The sequence below is a fragment of the Lysobacter rhizosphaerae genome (assembly GCF_054779795.1).
In genome coordinates this window covers 180,405-201,802 of the sequence record NZ_BAAGXO010000003.1, presented here as the reverse complement: position 1 = coordinate 201,802, position 21,398 = coordinate 180,405, and the positions used below count along the sequence as shown (strand labels likewise).

Genomic DNA, 21,398 nt, shown 5'->3' with positions numbered 1-21,398 from the left:
AGCCCCCCTGCCGCCTTTATATGGCCCACATGAATCGTCATTTCCCCGACTACACCAGCCTGGATCCCCGTGCGCGGCAATTGCTCCGCACGCTGATCGGCCGCTACATCCAGAGCGGTGAGCCGGTGGGATCGCAGACACTGGCCCGTCACGCGGGGCTGGACGTGAGCGCGGCGACGATCCGCAACATCCTGGCGGACCTGGAGGAAGTGGGACTCCTCAGCGCACCGCATACCTCGGCCGGGCGCATTCCCACGGCCCAGGGCTACCGCCTGTTCGTGGACTCGCTGCTCCAGGTCCGGCCATTGCCGGAAGGTGAGGTCGCACGCCTGCGCAGCGAGCTGCCGGCGGGCTCCGGAACCCAGGCCCTGCTCGGCAGTGCGTCGGAACTGCTCTCGGCGATGACCCACTTCGTGGGCGTGGTGAGTGTGCCCCGGCGCGAGCAGTTCGCCTTCCGTCGCATCGAATTCGTCCCGCTGGACGCGCAGCGCGTGCTTGCGATCCTGGTGTTCTCGGACAACGAGGTGCAGAACCGGATCATCCAGACGCGCCGGCCCTACGATGCCAGCGAACTGGAGCGCGTCGCCAACTACCTCAACACCCATTTCTCTGGGCGGACGCTGCCGGATATCCGCGCCCGCCTGCTGCGCGAGCTGCGCAGCGCCCGCGACGAGATGGAAACGCTGCTTGCGCAGTCGGTGGAGCTGGCCGAACAGGTACTCGCCCCCAGCCACGATGACATGGTGCTGGCCGGGCAGACCCGGCTGATGGGCGTGCAGGAACTGGCCGACCTCGATCGTCTGCGCGACCTGTTCGAAGCCTTCGCCCGCAAGCGCGAGATCCTGCAACTGCTCGAGCGCACGGTTCGCGCCACGGGCGTGCGCATCTTCATCGGCGAGGAAACCGGCCTGGCACCGATGGAAGGAATGTCCCTGGTGACCGCCCCCTACGCCGCTGGAGGGCAGGTGTTGGGGGTGCTCGGAGTGATCGGCCCCAGCCGCATGGCCTATGAGCGCGTGATCCCGGTGGTGCAGGCCGCTGCGGAGGCGCTCGGGGCCGCGATCCAGCCCGAGCCGTCCCGGTAGGCCGTTCCGGTAAGAACCGCGATCGTCGTGCAGTCGCGGGCCCGGGGCGCTTGAATCGGCTTTGCCCCGGCCCCATTGCAGCAGGGTGCGCACTTCGCGCAAGGCAGACCCACGCCCAAGATGACGACCGAACCGATGCAAGAAGCCACCGGCGAGAATCCCGCCGTCACCCCTCCCAATCCCCTCGTCGCCGAGTTGGAAACGCTGAAGGCCGAACTGGCCCAGCTGCGCGAAGAATCGCTGCGCGAGCGCGCCGAGCTGGACAACCAGCGCAAGCGCCTCGCCCGCGATATCGAGATGGCCCGCAAGTTCGCCAATGAGCGCTTGCTCGGCGACCTGCTCCCCGTGGTCGACAGCCTCGAGGCCGGCCTCGCCGTAAAGGCGGACACCGCGCAGCACCTGCGCGAAGGCATGGAGCTGACCCTGCGCCAGTTGCTGAAGGTGGCCGGCGACAACGGCCTGGTCGCGGTCGATCCCGCCGGCAAGCCCTTCAATCCCGAACACCACCAGGCCATGGCCATGGTTGATGGCGACGGCCACGAGCCCGGCCACGTCGTGCAGGTCTACCAGAAGGGTTGGCTGCTGAACGATCGCCTGCTGCGTCCGGCGCTGGTGACCATCAGCAAGCACGACTGAGGGGCGCCGCGGGCGCAGTCGGTCTGCGACTGGCTCGAACGCGCCGCAGCGCGTGAGGGCATCGAGACACGGGCTGTGTTTCCAGGACGCTTGAACCGACCGCCCCCCAGCCCCAAATAGCCCACATCAGCGGTTCACACCGCCATCAACGACCAAGATTCGCAAGAGGAAACACCAATGGCAAAGATCATCGGCATCGACCTGGGTACGACCAACTCGTGCGTGGCGATCATGGAAGGCGGCAAGGCCCGCGTCATCGAGAACGCCGAAGGCGATCGCACCACGCCGTCGATCGTGGCGTTCACCAAGGACGGCGAAGTGCTGGTCGGCGCCTCGGCCAAGCGCCAGGCGGTGACCAACCCCAAGAACACCTTCTATGCGGTGAAGCGCCTGATCGGCCGCAAGTTCACCGATGCCGAAGTGCAGAAGGACATCGGTCTCGTCCCCTACAAGATCACCCAGCATGACAACGGCGATGCCTGGGTGGAAACCGCCGACAGCAAGAAGATGGCGCCGCAGCAGATTTCGGCTGAAGTGCTGGCCAAGATGAAAAAGACGGCGGAAGCCTACCTGGGCGAAACCGTCACCGAAGCCGTCATCACCGTCCCGGCCTACTTCAACGACAGCCAGCGCCAGGCGACCAAGGACGCCGGCAGGATCGCGGGCCTCGACGTCAAGCGCATCATCAATGAGCCGACCGCGGCCGCGCTGGCCTACGGCATGGACAAGAAGGGCGGCGACCGCAAGGTTGCGGTGTACGACCTCGGCGGCGGCACCTTCGACGTGTCGATCATCGAGATCGCGTCCGTCGACGGTGAAATGCAGGTGGAAGTGCTGTCGACGAACGGCGACACCTTCCTGGGCGGCGAAGACTTCGACAAGCGCGTCATCGACTACCTCGTCGACGAGTTCAACAAGGACCAGGGCATCGACCTGCGCAAGGACCCGCTGGCACTGCAGCGCCTGAAGGACGCGGCCGAGCGCGCCAAGATCGAGCTGTCCTCCGCGCAGCACACCGAAGTCAACCTGCCGTACGTCACGGCGGATGCTTCGGGCCCGAAGCACCTCAACATCAAGTTGACCCGCGCCAAGCTGGAGTCGCTGGTCGATGACCTGGTCAAGAAGACCATCGAACCGTGCCGCGTCGCGCTGAATGACGCCGGCCTGCGCGCGTCCGACATCTCCGAGGTGATCCTCGTCGGCGGCCAGACCCGCATGCCGAAGGTCCAGCAGGCCGTCACCGATTTCTTCGGCAAGGAGCCGCGCAAGGACGTCAACCCGGACGAAGCCGTCGCCGTAGGCGCCGCGATCCAGGGCGGCGTGTTGCAGGGCGACGTCAAGGACGTGCTGCTGCTCGACGTGACCCCGCTGTCGCTGGGCATCGAAACCCTGGGCGGTGTCTTCACCAAGATCATCGAGAAGAACACGACGGTGCCGACCAAGGCCTCGCAGGTCTTCTCGACGGCCGAGGACAACCAGTCCGCCGTCACCGTGCACGTGCTGCAGGGCGAGCGCGAACAGGCCCGCTACAACAAGTCGCTGGCCCGCTTCGACCTGTCCGGCATCGAGCCGGCGCCGCGCGGCATGCCGCAGGTGGAAGTGTCGTTCGACATCGACGCCAACGGCATCGTCCACGTGACCGCCAAGGACAAGAAGACCGGCAAGGAACAGAAGGTCGAGATCAAGGCCGGTTCCGGTCTGTCGGACGAAGAAATCCAGAAGATGGTGCAGGACGCCGAGGCGCACCGCGAAGAGGACAAGAAGTTCCACGAGCTGGTGCAGGCCCGCAACCACGCCGATGGCCTGATCCACTCCGCCCGCAGCGCGATCAAGGACAACGGCGACAAGGTGCCGGGTGACGTGATCGGCCGTGCCGAAGGCGCGATCGCCGAGCTCGAGACCGCGATGCGCGGCGACGACAAGGCGCAGATCGAAGCCAAGGCCAAGGCGCTGGAAGAAGCCGCGCAATCGCTGTTCGCCGCGGCCTCCGCCGGCCAGGCGGGCCCGGACATGGGCGCCGGTCCGGCCGGTGCAGGTCCGTCGCAGGATGACGTCGTCGATGCCGAGTTCACCGAAGTCAAGGACGACAAGAAGTCCTGAGGCGAACCGGATAGATGACAGCAATACGACGGGCAGGCCACGGTCTGCCCGTCGGTGTTTCGGAGTGACGGGGAATGGCAGCAACGATGAGCAAGCGCGACTACTACGAAGTCCTGGGTGTGGCCCGCGAGGCCAGCGATGAAGACCTGAAAAAGGCCTACCGTCGCTGCGCGATGAAGTACCACCCGGATCGCAACCCGGGCGACCACGCTGCCGAAGCATCGTTCAAGGAATGCAAGGAAGCCTACGAAGTCCTGTCGGATGGTTCCAAGCGCCGCATGTACGACCAGCACGGCCACGCCGCGTTCGAACACGGCATGGGCGGCGGCGGTGGTCCCGGCGCGGGTTACGCCGACATGGGTGACATCTTCGGCGACATCTTCGGCAACATCTTCGGAGGTGGCACGGGTGCCCGTGGCCCACGCCGCGGTGCCGATATCGGCTACGTGATGGAGCTGTCGCTGGAGGAAGCGGTCGGCGGGATCGACAGGAAAATCGAGATCCCCACGCTCGACGAATGCGAGTCCTGCAAGGGCAGTGGTTCCTCCGATGGCAAGCTGGAGAACTGCGAAACCTGCCATGGCCGCGGACAGGTGCGTTTCCAGCGCGGCATCTTCTCGATGCAGCAGACCTGCCCGCATTGCGGTGGCCGCGGCAAGACCATCGCCAGTCCCTGTGGCGACTGCCACGGGCAGGGCAGGGTCGAACGTACCAAGACCCTCCAGGTCAAGATTCCCGCGGGCGTCGACACCGGCGACCGCATCCGCCTCACGGGCGAGGGCGAAGCCGGCCCGGCAGGTGCGCCTCCGGGCGATCTCTACGTCGAGGTCCGCGTGCGTCCGCACGAGATCTTCGAACGCGACGGCGACGACCTGCACTGCGACGTGCCGATCCGTATCTCGCAGGCCGCGCTGGGCGACTCCGTACGCGTGCCCACGCTCGATGGCGAAGTCGAATTGCGCATTCCCGCCGAGACCCAGACCGGCAAGCAGTTCCGCCTGCGCGATCGTGGCGTCAAATCGGTGCGCAGCCGCTCCCCGGGCGACCTGTATTGCCGCGTCGTCGTGGAAACACCGGTAAACCTGACCACCGAGCAGCGCGAATTGCTGGAGCAGTTCGAGGCGACTTTCGTCGGCGACGGCGCACGCAAGCATTCACCGCGCTCGTCGACCTTCATCGATGGCGTGAAGGGCTTCTGGGACCGGATGACCTCCTGAATCGAAGCGGTGTCTGCCAAGCCGGGACCCGGGTTGCGCACCTCGTTTCGTGGGTGATGCTGGGAAACAATCGCCCGACACGCTAGCCTGCGCACATGGAAACGCATCCCCGAATTGCCATCCACGGCGCCTCCGGGCGCATGGGCCAGGCGCTGTTGCGGCTGGCTGCCGAACGTCAGGATCTGCAGGTCGTCGCCGCGGTTTCGCGCAAGGTCTCTTCGCGTGCTGTCGACGGCATTCCTCAATTCACCGCGAGCGAGCTGGGTGGATTGCCCGAGTTCGACGTCGCGATCGACTTCAGCCTGGCGGAAGGGTTCGACGGAATCCTGTCCGCCTGCGTCGCGCGGAATGCCGCGCTGGTTTCCGGCACGACGGGTCTGTCGCCAGCGCAGCTGGAAGCCATCGACGCAGCCGCAGCCAGCATCCCAGTCCTGTGGGCGGCGAACTTCAGCCTGGGAGTGGCCGCACTGAGCGAACTCGTCGAGCGCGCGGCGGCCGCGCTGGTGGGTTGGGACTGCGACATCGTCGAATCGCACCATGTCCACAAAAAGGATGCCCCGTCCGGGACCGCGCTCGCCCTTGGAGCCGCGGCGGAGCGGGGCGGGGCGCACCCGCGATACGCGTCCTTGCGTGCCGGGGACATCGTTGGCGAGCACCTGGTCCAGTTCACGACGCTGGGCGAGCGCATCGAGCTCGTGCATCGCGCCACCAATCGCGACATCTTCGCCCGTGGCGCGCTGCACGCGGCGTCGCGCCTTGCCGGACGCGCACCGGGCCGATACCAATTGCGTGACCTGCTGGACTGACCCAGCGTGCTCCAGGCCCTGCGCCGACCGTGACCGCGCGCACGTTCCAGAACTTGCGCGGCGCGTCCGACAGACGGCAAGTAAACGCTTCATGAACTGCGTCACCATGCCATTAGTTTGGGCGCCGATAGGATGCGGTCTGAACCAGGGGGTAAAGCATGACGATGCAGGGAGATTCGTTTCCGGCAGGAAGCCGAGATCCACAGCTGCTGCTCGCCGCGATGCAGCGCATCAGCCAGGAACAACTGGGCCTCGCGCTCGAGCGCGTACTGCGCCGCGCGGACGATTACCTGTTTGACAGCAGCCAGACCGGCGCGGGCACGGAGCTCACGGCCCTGCGCGACCTCCGCCGCGCTCGCGCCCAGATATCCCAACGTTTCGACCAGTCCCTCGCGGGAGCATTCCGCCGTCTGGGTGAAGCACCGATGGGGACGCGCGCCGCCGACGCATCCGCGCTCAGCCTGGTATCCGACGATGCCCTGGAAGAGCAGCTCGCCACCGAACAGGTCATCGATGGCCTGAGCCGATACCACGCACCGGCACTGGAATTGCTCGACAAGCGACTGGCGGCGCTGACCGAACGCCCGGTGCTCGCCGCCCGCGATAACCCGGTGGGCCCCAAGTTCCTTGCCGAAGGCCTGGGCGCGGCGCTGACGGCCCTGGACGTGACCACGGGCGTGCGCATCGTGTTGTACAAGTTCTTCGAGCGCGAGCTTTCGTCTGCGCTGGCCCCGCTGTACGACCGGCTGAATTCGGGACTCGTTTCCGCAGGCATCCTGCCGCACATCAAGCCGACCAAGCGCGCCGAGCCGCTCCCGCAGCCCACTCAGCAGGCCGGGGAACCCGGCGCGGGGGATGCCGCGACCGTGGCTGTCGCCAACGCCGTCGCCACCCAGTTCGGCATGACCGGCCCAGGCGACCAGATGATGTTTTCCAGCCTGCTGGGGTTGCTGCAATCCTGGCGACAGGCGATGAATCCGGGGCGCGTGGCCGAAACCGGACCGAGCATGAGCACCTCGGATGTCATGACGGTGCTGTCGAAGTTGCAGCGCGAGCCGGCAAAACCCTACGAAAACGTTGCCACGGATTCCCGAGTCCCCCTGGCCGAGCAGTTGCGCCGCGACCTGCTGACGGGCGCACGCCGCCTGGGCATGGGCGGCGACAACCTGACCCTGTCCAACATGGACGACGACGCCGTCGATCTCGTCGGCATGCTGTTCGACGTGTTGCTCGATGAGCGTCATTTCGAAGCGGACGTCCGGACCAAGATCAATCGCCTGCTGGTGCCGTACATCAAGGTCGCGGTAAAGGACCGCCGCCTGTTCCTGTACAAGGCCCATCCGGCCCGCCGGCTGCTCAACGTGGTCGCCGAGGCCAGCGAAGGCAATCGCGGCGAAAGCCCGCAGGAACGCGAGCTGATGGCGCGCGTGGACGGCACCATCGACCGGCTCGTTGCCGAATTCAACGAAGACGTCGCCATCTTCGAGACGCTGGAGCAGGAGCTGCGTTCCTTCATGGAGCAGCACCGCAAGCGCATCGAAGTCACCGAGCGGCGTGCCGCGGAAGCCCAGCGCGGCAAGGAGCGGCTTGAACAGGCACGCGAGGGCGTTGCCGGGGACCTGGCCGTCAGTCGCGACACGCGCGAATTGCCGCCCGCGCTCGATGCCTTCATCAATGGCTATACCGCCCACCATCTCACCCAGCTGGTCCTGCGCGAGGGCAAGGACGCGCCGCGTTACGCCGAAGCGATCAACGCGGTCACTTCGCTGCTCGTGAGTTTCGACCATGCCGAACTGGGCGTGCCGTTCGAGAAACTCCCGGAGCTGCCGCGCGCGGTCATGGCTTCGATCCTGGAGAGCTCAGGCGTCCATGGCCATGCGGCCGATGAGGTGCTCGCAACACTGCAGCGCACCCTCCAGCGGGTATCGGCGGGCGAAAGTGCCGCCGCGGTCGCGGAGCAGCTTCCGATGTCGCAGGTTCCGGCTCCCGAGACCGCGGCTCCCGATCCGGCGGAACTGCAGCTGGTCGGAGGCAAGGACAATCTCGAATTCGATCCGGACATGGCCGAACGCATGCGTGCGCTCGAAGTCGGCACCTGGGTGCAGCTGACCAGCGAGAGCGGGCGGGTCGAGCCCGCCAAGGTGTCGTGGATCAGCCCGATCTCCTCGCGCCTGCTGTTCGTGAACCGGCGCGGCATCCGTGTGCTCGTGGCCTCCGCCGAGGAACTGGCCGCGATGGCGCGAATTGGGCGCCTGCAGTTGCGTGAAGCCGGCACCGCCTTCGAAGACGCCATGCACCAGGTGATGGGCAAGCTCAAGGTCAGTACGGCCCCGGCCCCCGCCGATTCCGTTGCTGAAGGATCGCCCCCGGGTATCGCCACCGCCTGACGCCAAGGGGTCGTCCCGGCAGAGCGCTTGCAGCCGCATGCCGTTGCAGCTTTGCGGTGGGTGAAATTCGCGCTGGCGTATTCGCCTCGCCATCGCTACAATTCCCGCTCGCCTGAACCCCACCCGTCGGACCGGTACTGACCCGAGTCCGCGGTTTGCTGCAGCCTGCGTTCCGTACTCGCGAATGCGTGGTTGCCGGCCTGGTGGGGTCAGTCCCCCCAGCTGCCAAGGCGATCCCAGTGACTGAACCCGCAATCCTTGCACTCGAAGACGGAACGATCTTCGAGGGCATTTCCGCAGGCGCGCCCGGCCTTTCGGTGGGCGAGGTGGTGTTCAACACCGCCATCACCGGCTATCAGGAAATCCTCACCGATCCGTCCTACGCCCGCCAGATCGTCACCCTGACGTATCCCCACGTCGGCAACACCGGCATGACCGAGCAGGACGACGAGGCCAACCAGGTCTGGGCGTCCGGCCTGATCGTTCGCGATGTCCCGCGCCGTCCCAGCAACTGGCGCAGCCAGGTATCGATGCCGGAATGGCTGGCCAAACGCGGCATCGTCGCGATCTCCGATATCGACACGCGCAAGTTGACGCGACTGCTGCGCGATACCGGTGCGCAGAACGGTGCGCTGATGGCGGGCGAGATCAACGTGGACAAGGCGCTCGAAGCCGCACGCAAGTTCCCTGGCCTCAAGGGCATGGACCTGGCCAAAGTCGTCACCACGCCCACTGCATACGAGTGGAGCGACGGCCAGCTCGATCTCGACAACAACGTCTTCGTGCACGCCGATCCGAAGTTCCACGTGGTCGCCTACGACTTCGGCGTGAAGCACAACATCCTGCGCATGCTTGCCGAGCGCGGCTGCCGCGTGAGCGTGGTGCCGGCGCAGACGCCGGCCGCCGATGTGCTGGCGATGAATCCCGATGGCGTGTTCCTTTCGAATGGTCCCGGCGATCCGGAACCGTGCGACTACGCGATCACCGCGATCAGGCAATTCGTCGATCGCAGGATTCCGACCTTCGGCATCTGCCTGGGCCACCAGCTGCTCGGCCTGGCCAGTGGCGCGAAGACGATGAAGATGAAATTCGGCCATCACGGCGCCAACCATCCGGTGCAGGACCTGGCCGGCGGCCGCGTGATGATCACCTCGCAGAATCATGGCTTCGCGGTCGATGAATCCACGTTGCCGGCCAATGTGCGGGTGACGCATCGCTCGTTGTTCGATGGCAGCAACCAGGGCATCGAACTGACCGACGCCCCGGCCTTCAGCTTCCAGGGCCATCCGGAAGCGAGTCCCGGGCCGCATGACGTAGGACCGTTGTTCGACCGCTTCGTCGCGTCGATGCAGGCGAAGTGAAGGCTGTTGCCGCCAAGCCGACCCGCAAGCGCTTCTGGCGCCGGCCAGCCGTTGTCAGGATGGCCGTCATTGCGGTGTTGCTTGGCGCGTACCCTGCCTTCGTCATGACGGCGACGTACACGCAGTGGTTCAAGGCCGGCCTGCCGGGCGGTCGCAATGGCCCGGCGGACGCCTACCGCCACTCGCTTGCCAGCGCCATCGTTGCCTACACCCTGTCGCCGCGTTGCGTGGACTGGGTAACGGCAGTGATGGAGCAGGGCGGGCAGGGCAACGCCGCCCGTGCGATGGACGCGCACAACAACCAGCTCGGCGCGCGCATTGGCGCGACGGCCGAAAGCTGGGATGCAATGCAGCAAGCCGTGCTTGCTGCCGTGAAGAATGGTGCGATCGATGCAAGGTCGCCCGAGCAGATTACCTGGCTCGCGCCCCGCGCGTGGCGGGAACGACTTTACTGAGGACACCATGCCCAAGCGCACTGATATCAAGACCGTGATGATCATCGGCGCCGGTCCGATCGTCATCGGACAGGCCTGTGAATTCGACTATTCCGGCGCCCAGGCCTGCAAGGCCCTGCGCGACGAGGGCTACCGCGTGGTGCTGGTCAACAGCAACCCCGCGACGATCATGACCGACCCGAACATGGCCGACGCCGTGTACATCGAGCCGATCAACTGGCAGACGGTCGAGAAGATCATCGCCAAGGAGAAGCCAGATGCGCTGCTGCCGACCATGGGCGGCCAAACCGCGCTGAATTGCGCGCTGGACCTCGCCGACAACGGCGTGCTGGAGAAGTACAACGTCGAACTGATCGGCGCCTCGCGCGATGCCATCCGCATGGCCGAAGACCGCGAACTGTTCCGCATCGCGATGAAGGACATCGGCCTGGAATGCCCGAAGGCCGAAGTCGCGCGGACGTTCGAACAGGCCGTCGAGATCCAGACCAAGGTCGGCTATCCGACCATCATCCGCCCGTCGTTCACCCTGGGCGGTACCGGCGGCGGCATCGCCTACAACAAGGAAGAGTTCGAGGAGATCGCCAAGCGCGGCCTCGAGCTGTCGCCCGTGCACGAGATCCTCGTCGAGGAATCGGTGCTGGGGTGGAAGGAATTCGAGATGGAAGTGGTCCGCGACAAGGCGGACAACTGCATCATCGTCTGCTCGATCGAGAACTTCGACGCGATGGGCGTACACACCGGCGACTCGATCACCGTCGCCCCGGCGCAGACCCTCACCGACAAGGAATACCAGCGCCTGCGCGATGCCTCGATCGCGGTGCTGCGCAAGATCGGCGTGGACACCGGCGGCTCGAACGTGCAGTTCGGCATCAACGCCACCAACGGCCGCGTCGTCGTCATCGAGATGAATCCGCGCGTCTCGCGCTCCTCGGCGCTGGCGTCGAAGGCGACCGGCTTCCCGATCGCGAAGATCGCGGCCAAGCTGGCGGTCGGCTACACGCTGGACGAACTTCGCAACGAGATCACCGGCGGCAAGACCCCGGCATCGTTCGAGCCGACCATCGACTACGTCGTCACCAAGATCCCGCGCTTCGCCTTCGAGAAATTCCCGCAGGCCGATGCCCGCCTCACCACCCAGATGAAGTCGGTGGGCGAGGTGATGGCGATGGGCCGCACCTTCCAGGAGTCGCTGCAGAAGGCGCTGCGTGGCCTTGAGACGGGCAAGGTCGGACTCGATCCGACCGGCCTCGACCTGTCCAGCGACGACGACATGGCCAAGCTCAGGCGCGAGCTTAAGGAGCCGGGTCCGGAGCGCATGTTCCATATCGGCGACGCCTTCCGCGCTGGCATGAGCGTTGAAGACGTTCATGCGATGTCCTTCGTCGATCCGTGGTTCCTCGACCAGATCGAGGAAATCATCGCCACCGAGAAGGAAGTCGCCGCTGGCGGACTCGGGTCGCTCAATGCGAAGCGCATGCGCGCCCTCAAGCGCATGGGCTTCTCCGACGCACGCCTGGCCCAGCTCACCGCTACCGACGAAACCGCCGTGCGCACGCTGCGCCGCGCACTCAAGGTCCGGCCCGTGTACAAGCGCGTCGACTCGTGCGCTGCCGAGTTCGCCACCAGCACCGCTTATCTGTATTCGACCTACGAGGACGAATGCGAAGCGGAGCCGACCGACCGCAACAAGATCATCGTGCTCGGAGGCGGCCCGAACCGCATCGGCCAGGGCATCGAGTTCGACTACTGCTGCGTGCATGCCGCGCTCGCCCTGCGCGAGGACGGCTATGAAACCATCATGGTCAACTGCAATCCCGAAACCGTGTCGACCGATTACGACACGTCGGACCGCCTGTATTTCGAGCCGCTGACGCTCGAAGACGTGCTGGAGATCTGCGACCTGGAGAAGCCCAAGGGCGTGATCGTGCAGTACGGCGGACAGACTCCGCTCAAGCTTGCCCGCGCATTGGAAGCCAATGGCGTGCCGGTCATCGGCACCTCGCCGGATTCGATCGACCTCGCCGAAGACCGCGAACGCTTCCAGAAGCTGGTGCAGGACCTGGGCCTGGCGCAACCGCTCAACCGCACCGCGCGCAATCCGGAAGAGGCGCTGCTGCTAGCCTCGCAGATCGGCTATCCGCTGGTGGTTCGCCCGAGCTATGTCCTCGGCGGCCGTGCCATGGAAATCGTCCATGGCGACTCGGACCTGACCCGCTACATCCGCGACGCAGTGAAGGTATCCAACGACTCGCCGGTGCTCCTCGACCGCTTCCTCGACAATGCCGTGGAAGTCGACGTCGACGTCATCGCCGACAAGGACGGCAACGTTCTGATCGGTGGCGTCATGGAGCACATCGAGGAAGCCGGCGTGCACTCGGGCGACTCGTCATGCTCGCTGCCCCCGTATTCGCTGTCGAAGGAAGTGCAGGACAAGCTGCGCGTGCAGGTGGTGGCACTGGCCAAGGCGCTCAATGTGGTCGGCCTGATGAACACCCAGTTTGCGATCACCTTCGACGAAGCCGGCAACGACACCGTCTACCTGATCGAAGTAAATCCGCGCGCCTCGCGCACCGTGCCGTTCGTGTCGAAGGCAACCGGCATGCCGCTGGCGAAGATCGCGGCGCGCTGCATGGTCGGGCAGACGCTGGCGGAGCAGGGCGCGGTCAAGGAAATCATTCCCGACTACTACTCCGTGAAGGAAGCGATCTTCCCGTTCGCCAAGTTCCAGGGCGTGGATCCGATCCTCGGCCCGGAGATGCGCTCGACGGGCGAAGTGATGGGCGTGGGCCGCAACTTCGGCGCGGCGATGGCCCGCGCGCAGGAAGCCGGCGGCATCAAGGCCCTGCCGGCCACCGGTAAGGTCTTCATCTCGGTGCGCGACCCCGACAAGCAGCGCGTGCTGCCGGTGGCGCAGGACCTGATCAAGCGTGGCTATGCGCTGGTGGCCACGGAGGGTACGCATGCGTTCCTGACGGAGAACGGGCTCGCGTGCGAGCGCATCAACAAGGTGCTCGAGGGCCGTCCGCACATCGTCGACCTGATCAAGAACGGCGAGGTCGTCTATATCGTCAACACCACGGAAGGCCGCCAGGCGATCACCGACTCGTTCTCGATCCGGCGCGAGGCCCTGCAGCAGCGCGTGACGTATTCGACGACGGTCTCCGGTGCCCGTGCGCTGGTGAATTCGCTCGATTACCGCGGCACCGGTCCGGTGTGGTCGTTGCAGGAACTCCACGCTGAAGTGAACGGAACCGCCTGATTTCGCCCTCATAGCGGCGCATGACGGGATGACGGCCCGGGCGATCTGGGCCAGAATCGCCACAGAAAGGCCGCGCTGACGCGCGGCAGGCACCTGGAAGGAAAATGCGAGCACCCATCACCATGAAAGGCGCGCAACGCCTGCGCGCCGAGCTGGACGAACTGAAGTCGGTCAAGCGCCCGGCCGTGATCAATGCGATCGCCGAAGCGCGCGCCCATGGCGATCTCAAGGAGAACGCCGAGTACCACGCGGCCCGTGAGCAGCAGGGCTTCATCGAAGGCCGCATCAAGCAGCTCGAGGCCGAGCTGTCGCATGCGCAGGTCATCGACGTGTCGTCGCTCAACGCCGGTTCCCGCGTCGTCTTCGGCGCGACCGTCGAACTGGCCGATGCCGACACGGACGAAGAAAAGACCTACCAGATCGTTGGCGACCTCGAAGCCGACATCAAGATGGGCCTGATCGCGATTTCCTCGCCCGTGGCGCGAGCCCTGATCGGCAAGCACGAGGGCGATACCGTCACCATCGAGGCGCCGGGCGGCACCCGCGAATACGAAATCATCGGCGTCAGCTACCAGGCCTGAGCCGTTGACCCGGATGATCTCGGCAACACTGCTGCTGCCGGCCCGCGACAGTTTCGGCGGGCAGCGCCTGACGCCGGAGGTGGCGAAAGCGCTTGGCCGCGGTGATCGCGACTCGCTGGCGGGCGCACAGGCCGCACGCCTGTTCGACATCCTGCCGCGCGGCTGGCCCGTGGCGGCCGTGACGCGGCAGCGCGACGCCGGCGACGCTTCGCAGTCCGCCTGGTTGCGTGCGGATCCGGCCTACGTGCGACCGGATATCAATGGCGCGCGGTTGCTGGCCTATGGCACCGCACTCGCGCTGACACCGGAAGAAGCCGATGAACTGCTGCGGCCATTGCGGCCCCTGTTCGGAGATACCGGCTTCACGATCGACGCCCCTGTGCCCTCGCGCTGGTATCTGCGTTTGCCTCGCGAAGCGCGGCTGCCGGTCTTCCACGGCCCCGATGAGGCGCTGGGCGCGGACCTGTTCGAGCATTTGCCGGACGGTCCCGAGGGCCGGCGCTGGCGCGCCCTGCTGAGCGAGGCACAGGTCGTTCTGCACAACCACCCCGTAAATGCCCGACGCGCCGCGGCCGGCAAGGCACCGGTGAATTCGCTGTGGTTCTGGGGGGCGAGCGCAATGCCGGACCATGTCACCACGACGCACACCGCGATCTTCAGCGACGACGACGCCATGCAGGCTTTCGCGACGATGGCCAAGGCGGTGGCGATGCCGCTGCCCGGGCGGTGGGAGCAGGTGGAGGGTCAGAGCGTTTTCGACTTGCGCTACATGCGCGATCTGGCGCTGCTGCAGTCGCAATGGATGGAGCCGCTGCTCGGTGCGCTGCGTTCCGGTGACGTCGCAACCGCTTCGCTCGAATTCGCCGACGGAACCCGGTTCGTGCTGCGACCAGGTCAACGCTGGCGCTTCTGGCGCCGCCCATTGCCGTCGATCGCGGCATGAAAGCGAAACCGCGGCTGGTCCGCCGCCCGCCGGCCGGGACCAGCGATTGGCCCGAGGGGTTTCCGGGGCTGCTCGCGCGTCTGTATGCGGCACGCGGGGCCGTCAACCTGGAGCAGGCCCAGCCCAGGCTCGCGAAGCTGTTGCCGCCCGATCTGCTCGGGATGGATGCGGCGATCGCATTGCTGTCGGATGCCATGGCCGATGGCAGCCATATAGTCGTTGTCGGCGATTTCGATTGCGACGGTGCGACCGCCTGCGCGGTCGGCGTCCGCGGCCTGCGCCTGCTCGGCGCGCGACATGTCTCGTATGCGGTGCCCAATCGAATGGTGCATGGCTATGGTCTGTCGCCTTCGCTGGTGGAAGAGCTCGCGGCGCTGAAGCCCGACCTGCTGGTGACCGTCGATCACGGCATCGCCTGCCATGCCGGTATTGCCGTCGCGAAGGCGCAAGGCTGGAAGGTGCTCGTCACCGACCATCATCTCCCCGGTGACACGTTGCCGGCGGCCGATGCGATCGTCGATCCGAACCAGCATGGCGACGCATTCCCCAGCAAGGCGCTCGCCGGCGTCGGCGTCATGTTCTACGTGCTGCTGGCGTTGCGGAAACATCTTCGCGCAGCAGGGCGGTTCGCGACGGGCGAATTCACGAAGGGCGAGCCGGACCTGCTGCCATTGCTGGACCTGGTCGCGGTCGGCACCGTCGCCGACCTGGTGCCGCTGGACGTGAACAACCGCGCCCTCGTCAGTGCCGGTCTGCGCCGACTGCGCGCGGGGCAGGGCTGCGCCGGCCTGCGTGCCCTGATCGAAGTCTCGCAGCGCGCCCCGTCGCGACTGACCGCCGCCGATATCGGCTACGCGATCGGCCCGCGACTGAATGCCGCCGGCCGGCTCGAGGACATGGCCCTGGGCATCGAATGCCTGCTGACCGACGACTTCGAGCAGGCCCGCGACATCGCTGCCACGCTCAACGAGATCAATGGCGAGCGTCGCGCCGTGCAGCAGCAGATGACCGCGGAAGCGGAACTGGCGCTGTCGCGCGTGGCGCCGCTGGACGGGCTCGCCCCCAGCGCGCTCTGCCTCTACGACCCCGAATGGCACCCAGGCGTGGTCGGGCTGGTGGCGTCGAAGATGAAGGAACGGCTGCACCGCCCGGTGATCGCCTTCGCGCCGGCCGAGCCGGGAAGCCAGGTGTTGCGCGGGTCTGCCCGCTCGATCCCGGGTTTCCATATCCGCGACGCGCTGGCGGACGTCGCCGCGCGTCATCCCCACCTGATCGGGCGCTTCGGCGGCCATGCCATGGCTGCCGGCTTGTCGCTGGATCTCGAATCCCTGGCGGCATTTACCGATGCCTTCGAGCAATGCGCGGCCGCCGCGCTGACTCCGGAACTGCTGCAAGCCGATGTGCTCAGCGACGGCGAGCTGGCGGCGAACGAGTTCGACCGTGCCATGGCCGAGGCGCTGCGCGACGGCGGGCCGTGGGGGCAGGGGTTTCCCGAACCGCAGTTCGATGGCGAATTCGAGGTGCTGTCCTGGCGGGTACTGGGCGAGCGCCATCTCAAGCTCGAACTGGGCCTAGGCGGCAGGCGCCTCAATGCCATCGAGTTCGGTGGCTGGGGCGGTGAGCCTCCGCCGGGGCGGGTCCGCATCGCGTACCGGCTCGAACCTGACGACTATCGAGGCGGCCAGGCCGTGCAGTTGGTGGTGGTCCACCGGGAGCCCTGATCAGCCGTTTGTCCAATTGACGGAAAGCCAACAAACGTGGACATAAGCTGAATGTTCCCCCATGGAGCCGTGCCATGCCAATGACCGTCAATATCGAGCTGTCGGACAAGGATCTCGAGCACTTCAACCGCGCTGCCGATAAAGCGCGGGCAATGGCCGAAGGCAAGTCCAACAAGGAGATCATCGATGGGGCGACGCAGTTGCTGTCGAATGCGCAGCAAAGCAATCCGCCCGAATTCGTGAAGCAGCGGCTGTTCCTGCTGGACACGCTGATCGCCATGCTCCGGGACGAAGGCTGGGCGATGTCCGAGGCGGACGCCAAGCATGTGCGCTGCGCCCTGGTCTACTTTGCCGTGCCTGGCGACGCCATTCCGGACGACGTGCCGGTCCTGGGCTTCCTGGACGACGCGATCATGATCGAGCTGTCCGCCCGTGAGCTGCAGCACGAGATCGATGCCTACGCCGACTTCTGCGAATTCCGCCAGAACGAGGCCGATCGGCGTGGGTTGGCGCCGGACACCGTGGGCCGGGCGAACTGGCTGGACAGCCGCCGCGAGGAGTTGCAGGAACGCATGCGCCGTCGTCGTGAACGCGAGGAGGGCTCCGGCTTCGGGCGGGGATACGGCAGCAGCAGCGGCTACGGATCGGTCCGCAGCTATACGAACACCGGCTGGCGGCCCGGATTCAAGGTCTCCTGACAGGAAAATCCGAGGGCACGGTCCCGGGCGGTTTGTTAGAATTTCCGGTTTCCTGATCGAACCAAACCGGACATGATCGAACTCAATCCCGTCCGCCAGCGCATCGCCGACCTTCGTGGTCGGCTGGATGCGCTTAGGGGGTACCTTTGACTACGACCAAAAGGTCGAACGTCTCGAAGAAGTAAACCGGGAGCTGGAAAGCCCCGATATCTGGAATAACGCGGAATACGCACAGACCCTGGGCCGCGAGCGTTCGCAGCTGGAAAGGGTCGTGAACGGCATCCGCGACCTCACCGACGGACTCGTCGGTGCCGGCGAACTGCTGGAACTGGCCGAGATGGAAGACGACGAGGACACCGCCGTGGCGGTGGTCAACGACGTCGAGAGCTACGCCAAGGAAGTGGAGAAGCTGGAATTCCGGCGCATGTTCTCCGGCAAGATGGACTCGGCCAATGCTTTCGTCGACATCCAGGCCGGCGCCGGCGGTACCGAGGCCCAGGACTGGGCCGAAATCCTCCTGCGCATGTATCTGCGCTGGGCCGAATCGCGCGGCTGGAAGGCCGAACTGATGGAAGCCAGCGGCGGCGACGTCGCCGGCATCAAGTCGGCGACCGTGCGCGTCGAGGGCGACTTCGCCTACGGCTGGCTCAAGACCGAAACCGGCGTGCACCGCCTGGTACGCAAGTCGCCGTTCGACTCCGACAACCGCCGCCATACCAGCTTCACCTCGGTGTTCGTGTCGCCGGAAGTCGATGACAACATCGACATCGACATCAATCCGGCGGACCTGCGCACCGACGTCTATCGCTCCTCCGGCGCTGGCGGCCAGCACGTCAACAAGACCGAGTCCGCGGTACGCATCACCCACATTCCCTCGGGGATAGTGGTGGCGTGCCAGACCGGCCGCAGCCAGCACCAGAACCGCGACAACGCGATGAAGATGCTGGCGGCCAAGCTGTACGAACTCGAGATCCAGAAGCGCAACGCCGAACGCGACGCGGTCGAAGCGACCAAGTCCGACATCGGCTGGGGTAGCCAGATCCGCAACTACGTGCTCGACCAGAGCCGCATCAAGGACCTGCGTACCGGCATTGAGCGCAGCGACACGCAGAAGGTGCTGGACGGCGACCTCGACGAGTTCGTCGAAGCCAGCCTGAAGGCGGGCCTTGAAGCGGGCTCGAAACGCATCGACGCGGCCTGATACCTTGGCGGACGGATTCGCGCCAGCCCCTCCGCCCCGGGATGCTCCCGGGGCCAATCGCAACACCACTCACTCGACACCACGATGACCGACGCCACGACCCTGCCGCCCGATGAGAACTTCCTGATCGCCGAGCGCCGCGCCAAACTGACGGCGCTGCGCGGACAGGGCGTGGCGTTTCCGAATGACTTCCGTCGTGCCGATTACGCCGGCGACCTGCAGGACCAGTACGCCGGGGTCGAGCAGTGGGGCGTCGAAGCGCTGGAAGCCAAGGCGCACCGCGTCGCCGTTGCCGGGCGCATCATGCTCAAGCGGGTGATGGGCAAGGCCAGCTTCGTGCAGATCCAGGACGAGACCGGGCGCATCCAGTTGTTCCTGCAGAGCAACGTGCTGGGCGATGTCTACGAAGCGTTCAAGAGTTGGGACGCCGGCGACATCGTGGCTGCCGAAGGCGTGCTGACGCGCACGAAGACCGGCGAACTGTCGGTCAGGGCGGACAAGCTGCGCCTGCTGACCAAGTCGCTGCGTCCCTTGCCCGACAAGTTCCACGGGCTCGCCGACGTCGAACAACGCTACCGCCAGCGCTACGTCGACCTCATCGTGTCGCCGGAATCGCGCGAAGTGTTCGTGAAGCGCTCCAAGATCATCCGTGCGATCCGTGCATGGCTCGACGCGCGCCGGTTCCTCGAAGTCGAAACGCCGATGATGCATTACATCCCCGGCGGTGCCGCGGCGAAGCCGTTCGTCACGCACCACAACGCGTTGGATCTCGAGCTCTTCCTGCGCGTGGCCCCGGAGCTGTACCTCAAGCGCCTGACGGTCGGAGGCCTCGAGCGTGTCTATGAGATCAACCGTAATTTCCGCAACGAAGGCGTGTCCACGCGCCACAATCCGGAATTCACCATGCTCGAGCTGTACGAGGCCTATGCCACGTACAACGAAGTCATGGACCTGACCGAAAACCTGATCCGCGACGTGGCGATCGAGGTACTCGGCACCACGATGATGGAATGGGACGGCGCCACCATCGACGTCGGCCCGGCTTTCCGCCGCTGGCGCCTGGACGAATCCGTGCGTGAGAAGAATCCGGAAATCAGCGCCGCCGATTGCCGCGACCGCGACGCGCTGGTGAAGCATTGCGAGCGCCTGCGCATCCCGGTCAAGGCCGGATACGGCTGGGGCAAGCTGCTGCTGGAAATTTTCGAGAAGACGGTCGAAGGCAAGCTGGAGCAGCCCACCTTCATCACGCACTATCCGGTCGAAGTCTCGCCGCTCGCGCGCGAGAGCGACACCGAGAAGGGCATCACCGACCGTTTCGAACTGTTCGTCAACGGCAAGGAACTGGCCAACGGATTCTCCGAGCTCAACGACCCCGAAGACCAGGCCGCCCGATTCCAGGCGCAGGTGGAGGCGAAGGAGGGCGGCGACGATGAGGCCATGCATTTCGACGCCGACTACATCCGCGCACTCGAAGTCGGCCTGCCGCCCACGGGTGGCCTGGGGATCGGCATCGATCGCCTGGTGATGCTGATGACGGGCTCGGCTTCGATCCGCGACGTATTGCTGTTTCCCTACATGCGCCCCGAGGCCTGAACGCAAGCACGTAAATCCCCGGGCAAGGCAGGCGGTACCGCTGCCCAATTGCTACCCGGCCGCGCTATGCTCCGCGAAGCTGCAAGGCACCGCGGCGTTGGCCATTAGGGGAATGATGCGTGGATGTCGTAATTGTCGATGACCAGACGTCGGCGCGGACCATGCTGCGCCACATCATCGAAGACATTGGTTCCGAACTGCGCGTGCACGATTTTGGCGAGCCGGCCGTCGCGCTGGACTGGTGCGAGTCGAACCAGCCGGACCTGTTGTTGCTCGATTACCGCATGCCGGGCATCGATGGGCTGGAATTCGCGCGCCGCTTCCGCCGCACGCCCCTGCATCGCGACATCCCCATCATCCTGGTCACCGTCGTAGGCGACGAACCCGTGCGCCAGGCCGCCCTGGATGCCGGGGTGATCGATTTCCTGGTGAAACCGGTGCGTCCGCGCGAGCTGCGCGCACGCTGTCGCAACCTGCTGCAGCTCCGGCAGCAGTCCGAGAACGTGAAGCAGCGTGCGATGTCGCTGGAACAGCGACTGCTGGCCAGCATGCACGAGGTCGAGGAGCGCGAACGCGAAACGCTGCACCGCCTCGCACGCGCGATCGAATACCGCGATGCCGGCACGAGTGCCTGGCTGGAACGCATGGCGCACGTGGCCGGCCTCATCGCCGAGCAACTGGGCATGTCCGAGGACGAGGCCCGTCTGGTCGAAATGGCCGCGCCCTTGCATGACGTCGGCAAGATCGCGATTCCCGACTCGATCCTGCTCAAGCCGGGCCCGCTGACGGAAGACGAGGTCGCCGTCATGCGCCAGCACCCCCGCATCGGGCACGAACTGCTGAGCGGCAGCCAGAACCGTTTCATCCAGGCCGGCGCGGTGATTGCATTGCGCCACCATGAGCGCTACGACGGCAGCGGCTATCCCGACGGGCTCATCGGGGACGAAATCCCGCTGGAGGCGCGGATCGTGGCCGTGGCCGACGTCTTCGATGCCCTGATTTCGCCCCGGCCCTACAAGCACGCGTGGGAGATGGAAGCGGCACTGGGCTACCTGTACGCTCAGCGAGGACGGCTGTTCGACCCGCGATGCGTGGACAGCCTGATCAGCAGCCGTGAGCGCCTCGAAGACATCTGCCAGCGCTATTCCCGCATCGCAAGGCGCCCCGGTACGGAGTGATCGGATGATCCGCGTCCTGTAAGCGGTGAGGCCTGTCCGGTCACGAGCACGCTCAGGAACCGGTCTCGATAGTCATCACCACACTGGCTGACGGCCGTACCGCTGTACTGCGATCCGCTGCGCATGCCCCTGAAGCAAAACGCCCGCAAGGCCTGGGCCTAGCGGGCGCAAAAAGGA

16 protein-coding genes are annotated in these 21,398 nt (G+C 65.9%); all 16 read left to right on the top strand.

Going from position 1 to position 21,398, the window contains the following annotated elements; translation table 11 throughout:
• Nucleotides 1-29: 29 nt before the first annotated feature.
• The 16 genes from hrcA to ACYVGE_RS05790 all read left to right on the top strand — a co-directional run bounded on the left by hrcA (nucleotide 30) and on the right by ACYVGE_RS05790 (nucleotide 21,221).
• On the top strand, nucleotides 30-1,085 hold the full coding sequence (gene hrcA, locus ACYVGE_RS05865) for a heat-inducible transcriptional repressor HrcA (RefSeq protein ID WP_460727959.1): 1,056 nt from the start codon (nucleotides 30-32) through the stop codon (nucleotides 1,083-1,085).
• A gap of 135 nt (nucleotides 1,086-1,220) precedes the next feature.
• Nucleotides 1,221-1,721 (top strand): nucleotide exchange factor GrpE, encoded by a 501-nt coding sequence (gene grpE, locus ACYVGE_RS05860; RefSeq protein WP_460727957.1) that lies wholly within the window; start codon nucleotides 1,221-1,223, stop codon nucleotides 1,719-1,721.
• A gap of 177 nt (nucleotides 1,722-1,898) precedes the next feature.
• Nucleotides 1,899-3,821 carry a molecular chaperone DnaK gene (gene dnaK / locus ACYVGE_RS05855; protein ID WP_460727956.1) on the top strand — a complete coding sequence of 641 codons (1,923 nt, stop codon included), beginning with the start codon at nucleotides 1,899-1,901 and terminating at the stop codon, nucleotides 3,819-3,821.
• Nucleotides 3,822-3,907: 86 nt separating this feature from the next.
• Entirely contained in the window at nucleotides 3,908-5,038 is a 1,131-nt protein-coding gene (dnaJ, locus tag ACYVGE_RS05850; RefSeq protein WP_460728428.1) for a molecular chaperone DnaJ, read from the top strand.
• Nucleotides 5,039-5,133: 95 nt separating this feature from the next.
• Nucleotides 5,134-5,844 (top strand): 4-hydroxy-tetrahydrodipicolinate reductase, encoded by a 711-nt coding sequence (gene dapB, locus ACYVGE_RS05845; protein WP_460727955.1) that lies wholly within the window; start codon nucleotides 5,134-5,136, stop codon nucleotides 5,842-5,844.
• 158 nt (nucleotides 5,845-6,002) lie between these two features.
• Entirely contained in the window at nucleotides 6,003-8,231 is a 2,229-nt protein-coding gene (locus ACYVGE_RS05840) for a DUF1631 family protein (protein ID WP_460727953.1), read from the top strand.
• Nucleotides 8,232-8,470: 239 nt separating this feature from the next.
• On the top strand, nucleotides 8,471-9,592 hold the full coding sequence (gene carA, locus ACYVGE_RS05835; protein ID WP_460727951.1) for a glutamine-hydrolyzing carbamoyl-phosphate synthase small subunit: 1,122 nt from the start codon (nucleotides 8,471-8,473) through the stop codon (nucleotides 9,590-9,592).
• The gene (locus ACYVGE_RS05830) at nucleotides 9,589-10,047 is read left to right on the top strand and encodes a DUF6973 domain-containing protein (RefSeq protein WP_460727949.1); all 459 of its coding nucleotides are present in this window, start codon (nucleotides 9,589-9,591) and stop codon (nucleotides 10,045-10,047) included. Before carA ends, ACYVGE_RS05830 begins: the two co-directional genes overlap by 4 nt.
• A gap of 7 nt (nucleotides 10,048-10,054) precedes the next feature.
• A complete protein-coding gene (gene carB, locus ACYVGE_RS05825) occupies nucleotides 10,055-13,306 on the top strand; it encodes a carbamoyl-phosphate synthase large subunit (protein ID WP_460727947.1) in 3,252 nt (1,083 codons plus the stop codon).
• 104 nt (nucleotides 13,307-13,410) lie between these two features.
• Nucleotides 13,411-13,887 carry a transcription elongation factor GreA gene (gene greA / locus ACYVGE_RS05820; RefSeq protein WP_310052755.1) on the top strand — a complete coding sequence of 159 codons (477 nt, stop codon included), beginning with the start codon at nucleotides 13,411-13,413 and terminating at the stop codon, nucleotides 13,885-13,887.
• A gap of 13 nt (nucleotides 13,888-13,900) precedes the next feature.
• The gene (locus tag ACYVGE_RS05815; protein ID WP_460728426.1) at nucleotides 13,901-14,830 is read left to right on the top strand and encodes a phosphoglycerate mutase; all 930 of its coding nucleotides are present in this window, start codon (nucleotides 13,901-13,903) and stop codon (nucleotides 14,828-14,830) included.
• Complete coding sequence (gene recJ / locus ACYVGE_RS05810; RefSeq protein ID WP_460727945.1) at nucleotides 14,827-16,551, top strand: single-stranded-DNA-specific exonuclease RecJ; 1,725 nt, start codon at nucleotides 14,827-14,829, stop codon at nucleotides 16,549-16,551. Before ACYVGE_RS05815 ends, recJ begins: the two co-directional genes overlap by 4 nt.
• 74 nt (nucleotides 16,552-16,625) lie before the next feature.
• Nucleotides 16,626-17,249, top strand: coding sequence for a YkvA family protein (locus tag ACYVGE_RS05805; RefSeq protein ID WP_460727943.1), 624 nt, complete (start codon nucleotides 16,626-16,628; stop codon nucleotides 17,247-17,249).
• A 72-nt stretch (nucleotides 17,250-17,321) separates the two neighbouring features.
• Nucleotides 17,322-18,450, top strand: a protein-coding gene (prfB, locus tag ACYVGE_RS05800; protein ID WP_310052748.1) for a peptide chain release factor 2 whose coding sequence is annotated in 2 segments (ribosomal slippage) — nucleotides 17,322-17,396 and nucleotides 17,398-18,450 — 1,128 coding nt in all. Because the reading frame shifts where the segments join, the coding sequence is not laid out codon by codon here.
• An 84-nt stretch (nucleotides 18,451-18,534) separates the two neighbouring features.
• Nucleotides 18,535-20,043, top strand: a complete 1,509-nt coding sequence (gene lysS, locus ACYVGE_RS05795) for a lysine--tRNA ligase (protein WP_460727940.1) — start codon at nucleotides 18,535-18,537, stop codon at nucleotides 20,041-20,043.
• Nucleotides 20,044-20,162: 119 nt separating this feature from the next.
• Nucleotides 20,163-21,221 (top strand): HD domain-containing phosphohydrolase, encoded by a 1,059-nt coding sequence (locus tag ACYVGE_RS05790; RefSeq protein ID WP_460727938.1) that lies wholly within the window; start codon nucleotides 20,163-20,165, stop codon nucleotides 21,219-21,221.
• Nucleotides 21,222-21,398 lie beyond the last annotated feature (177 nt).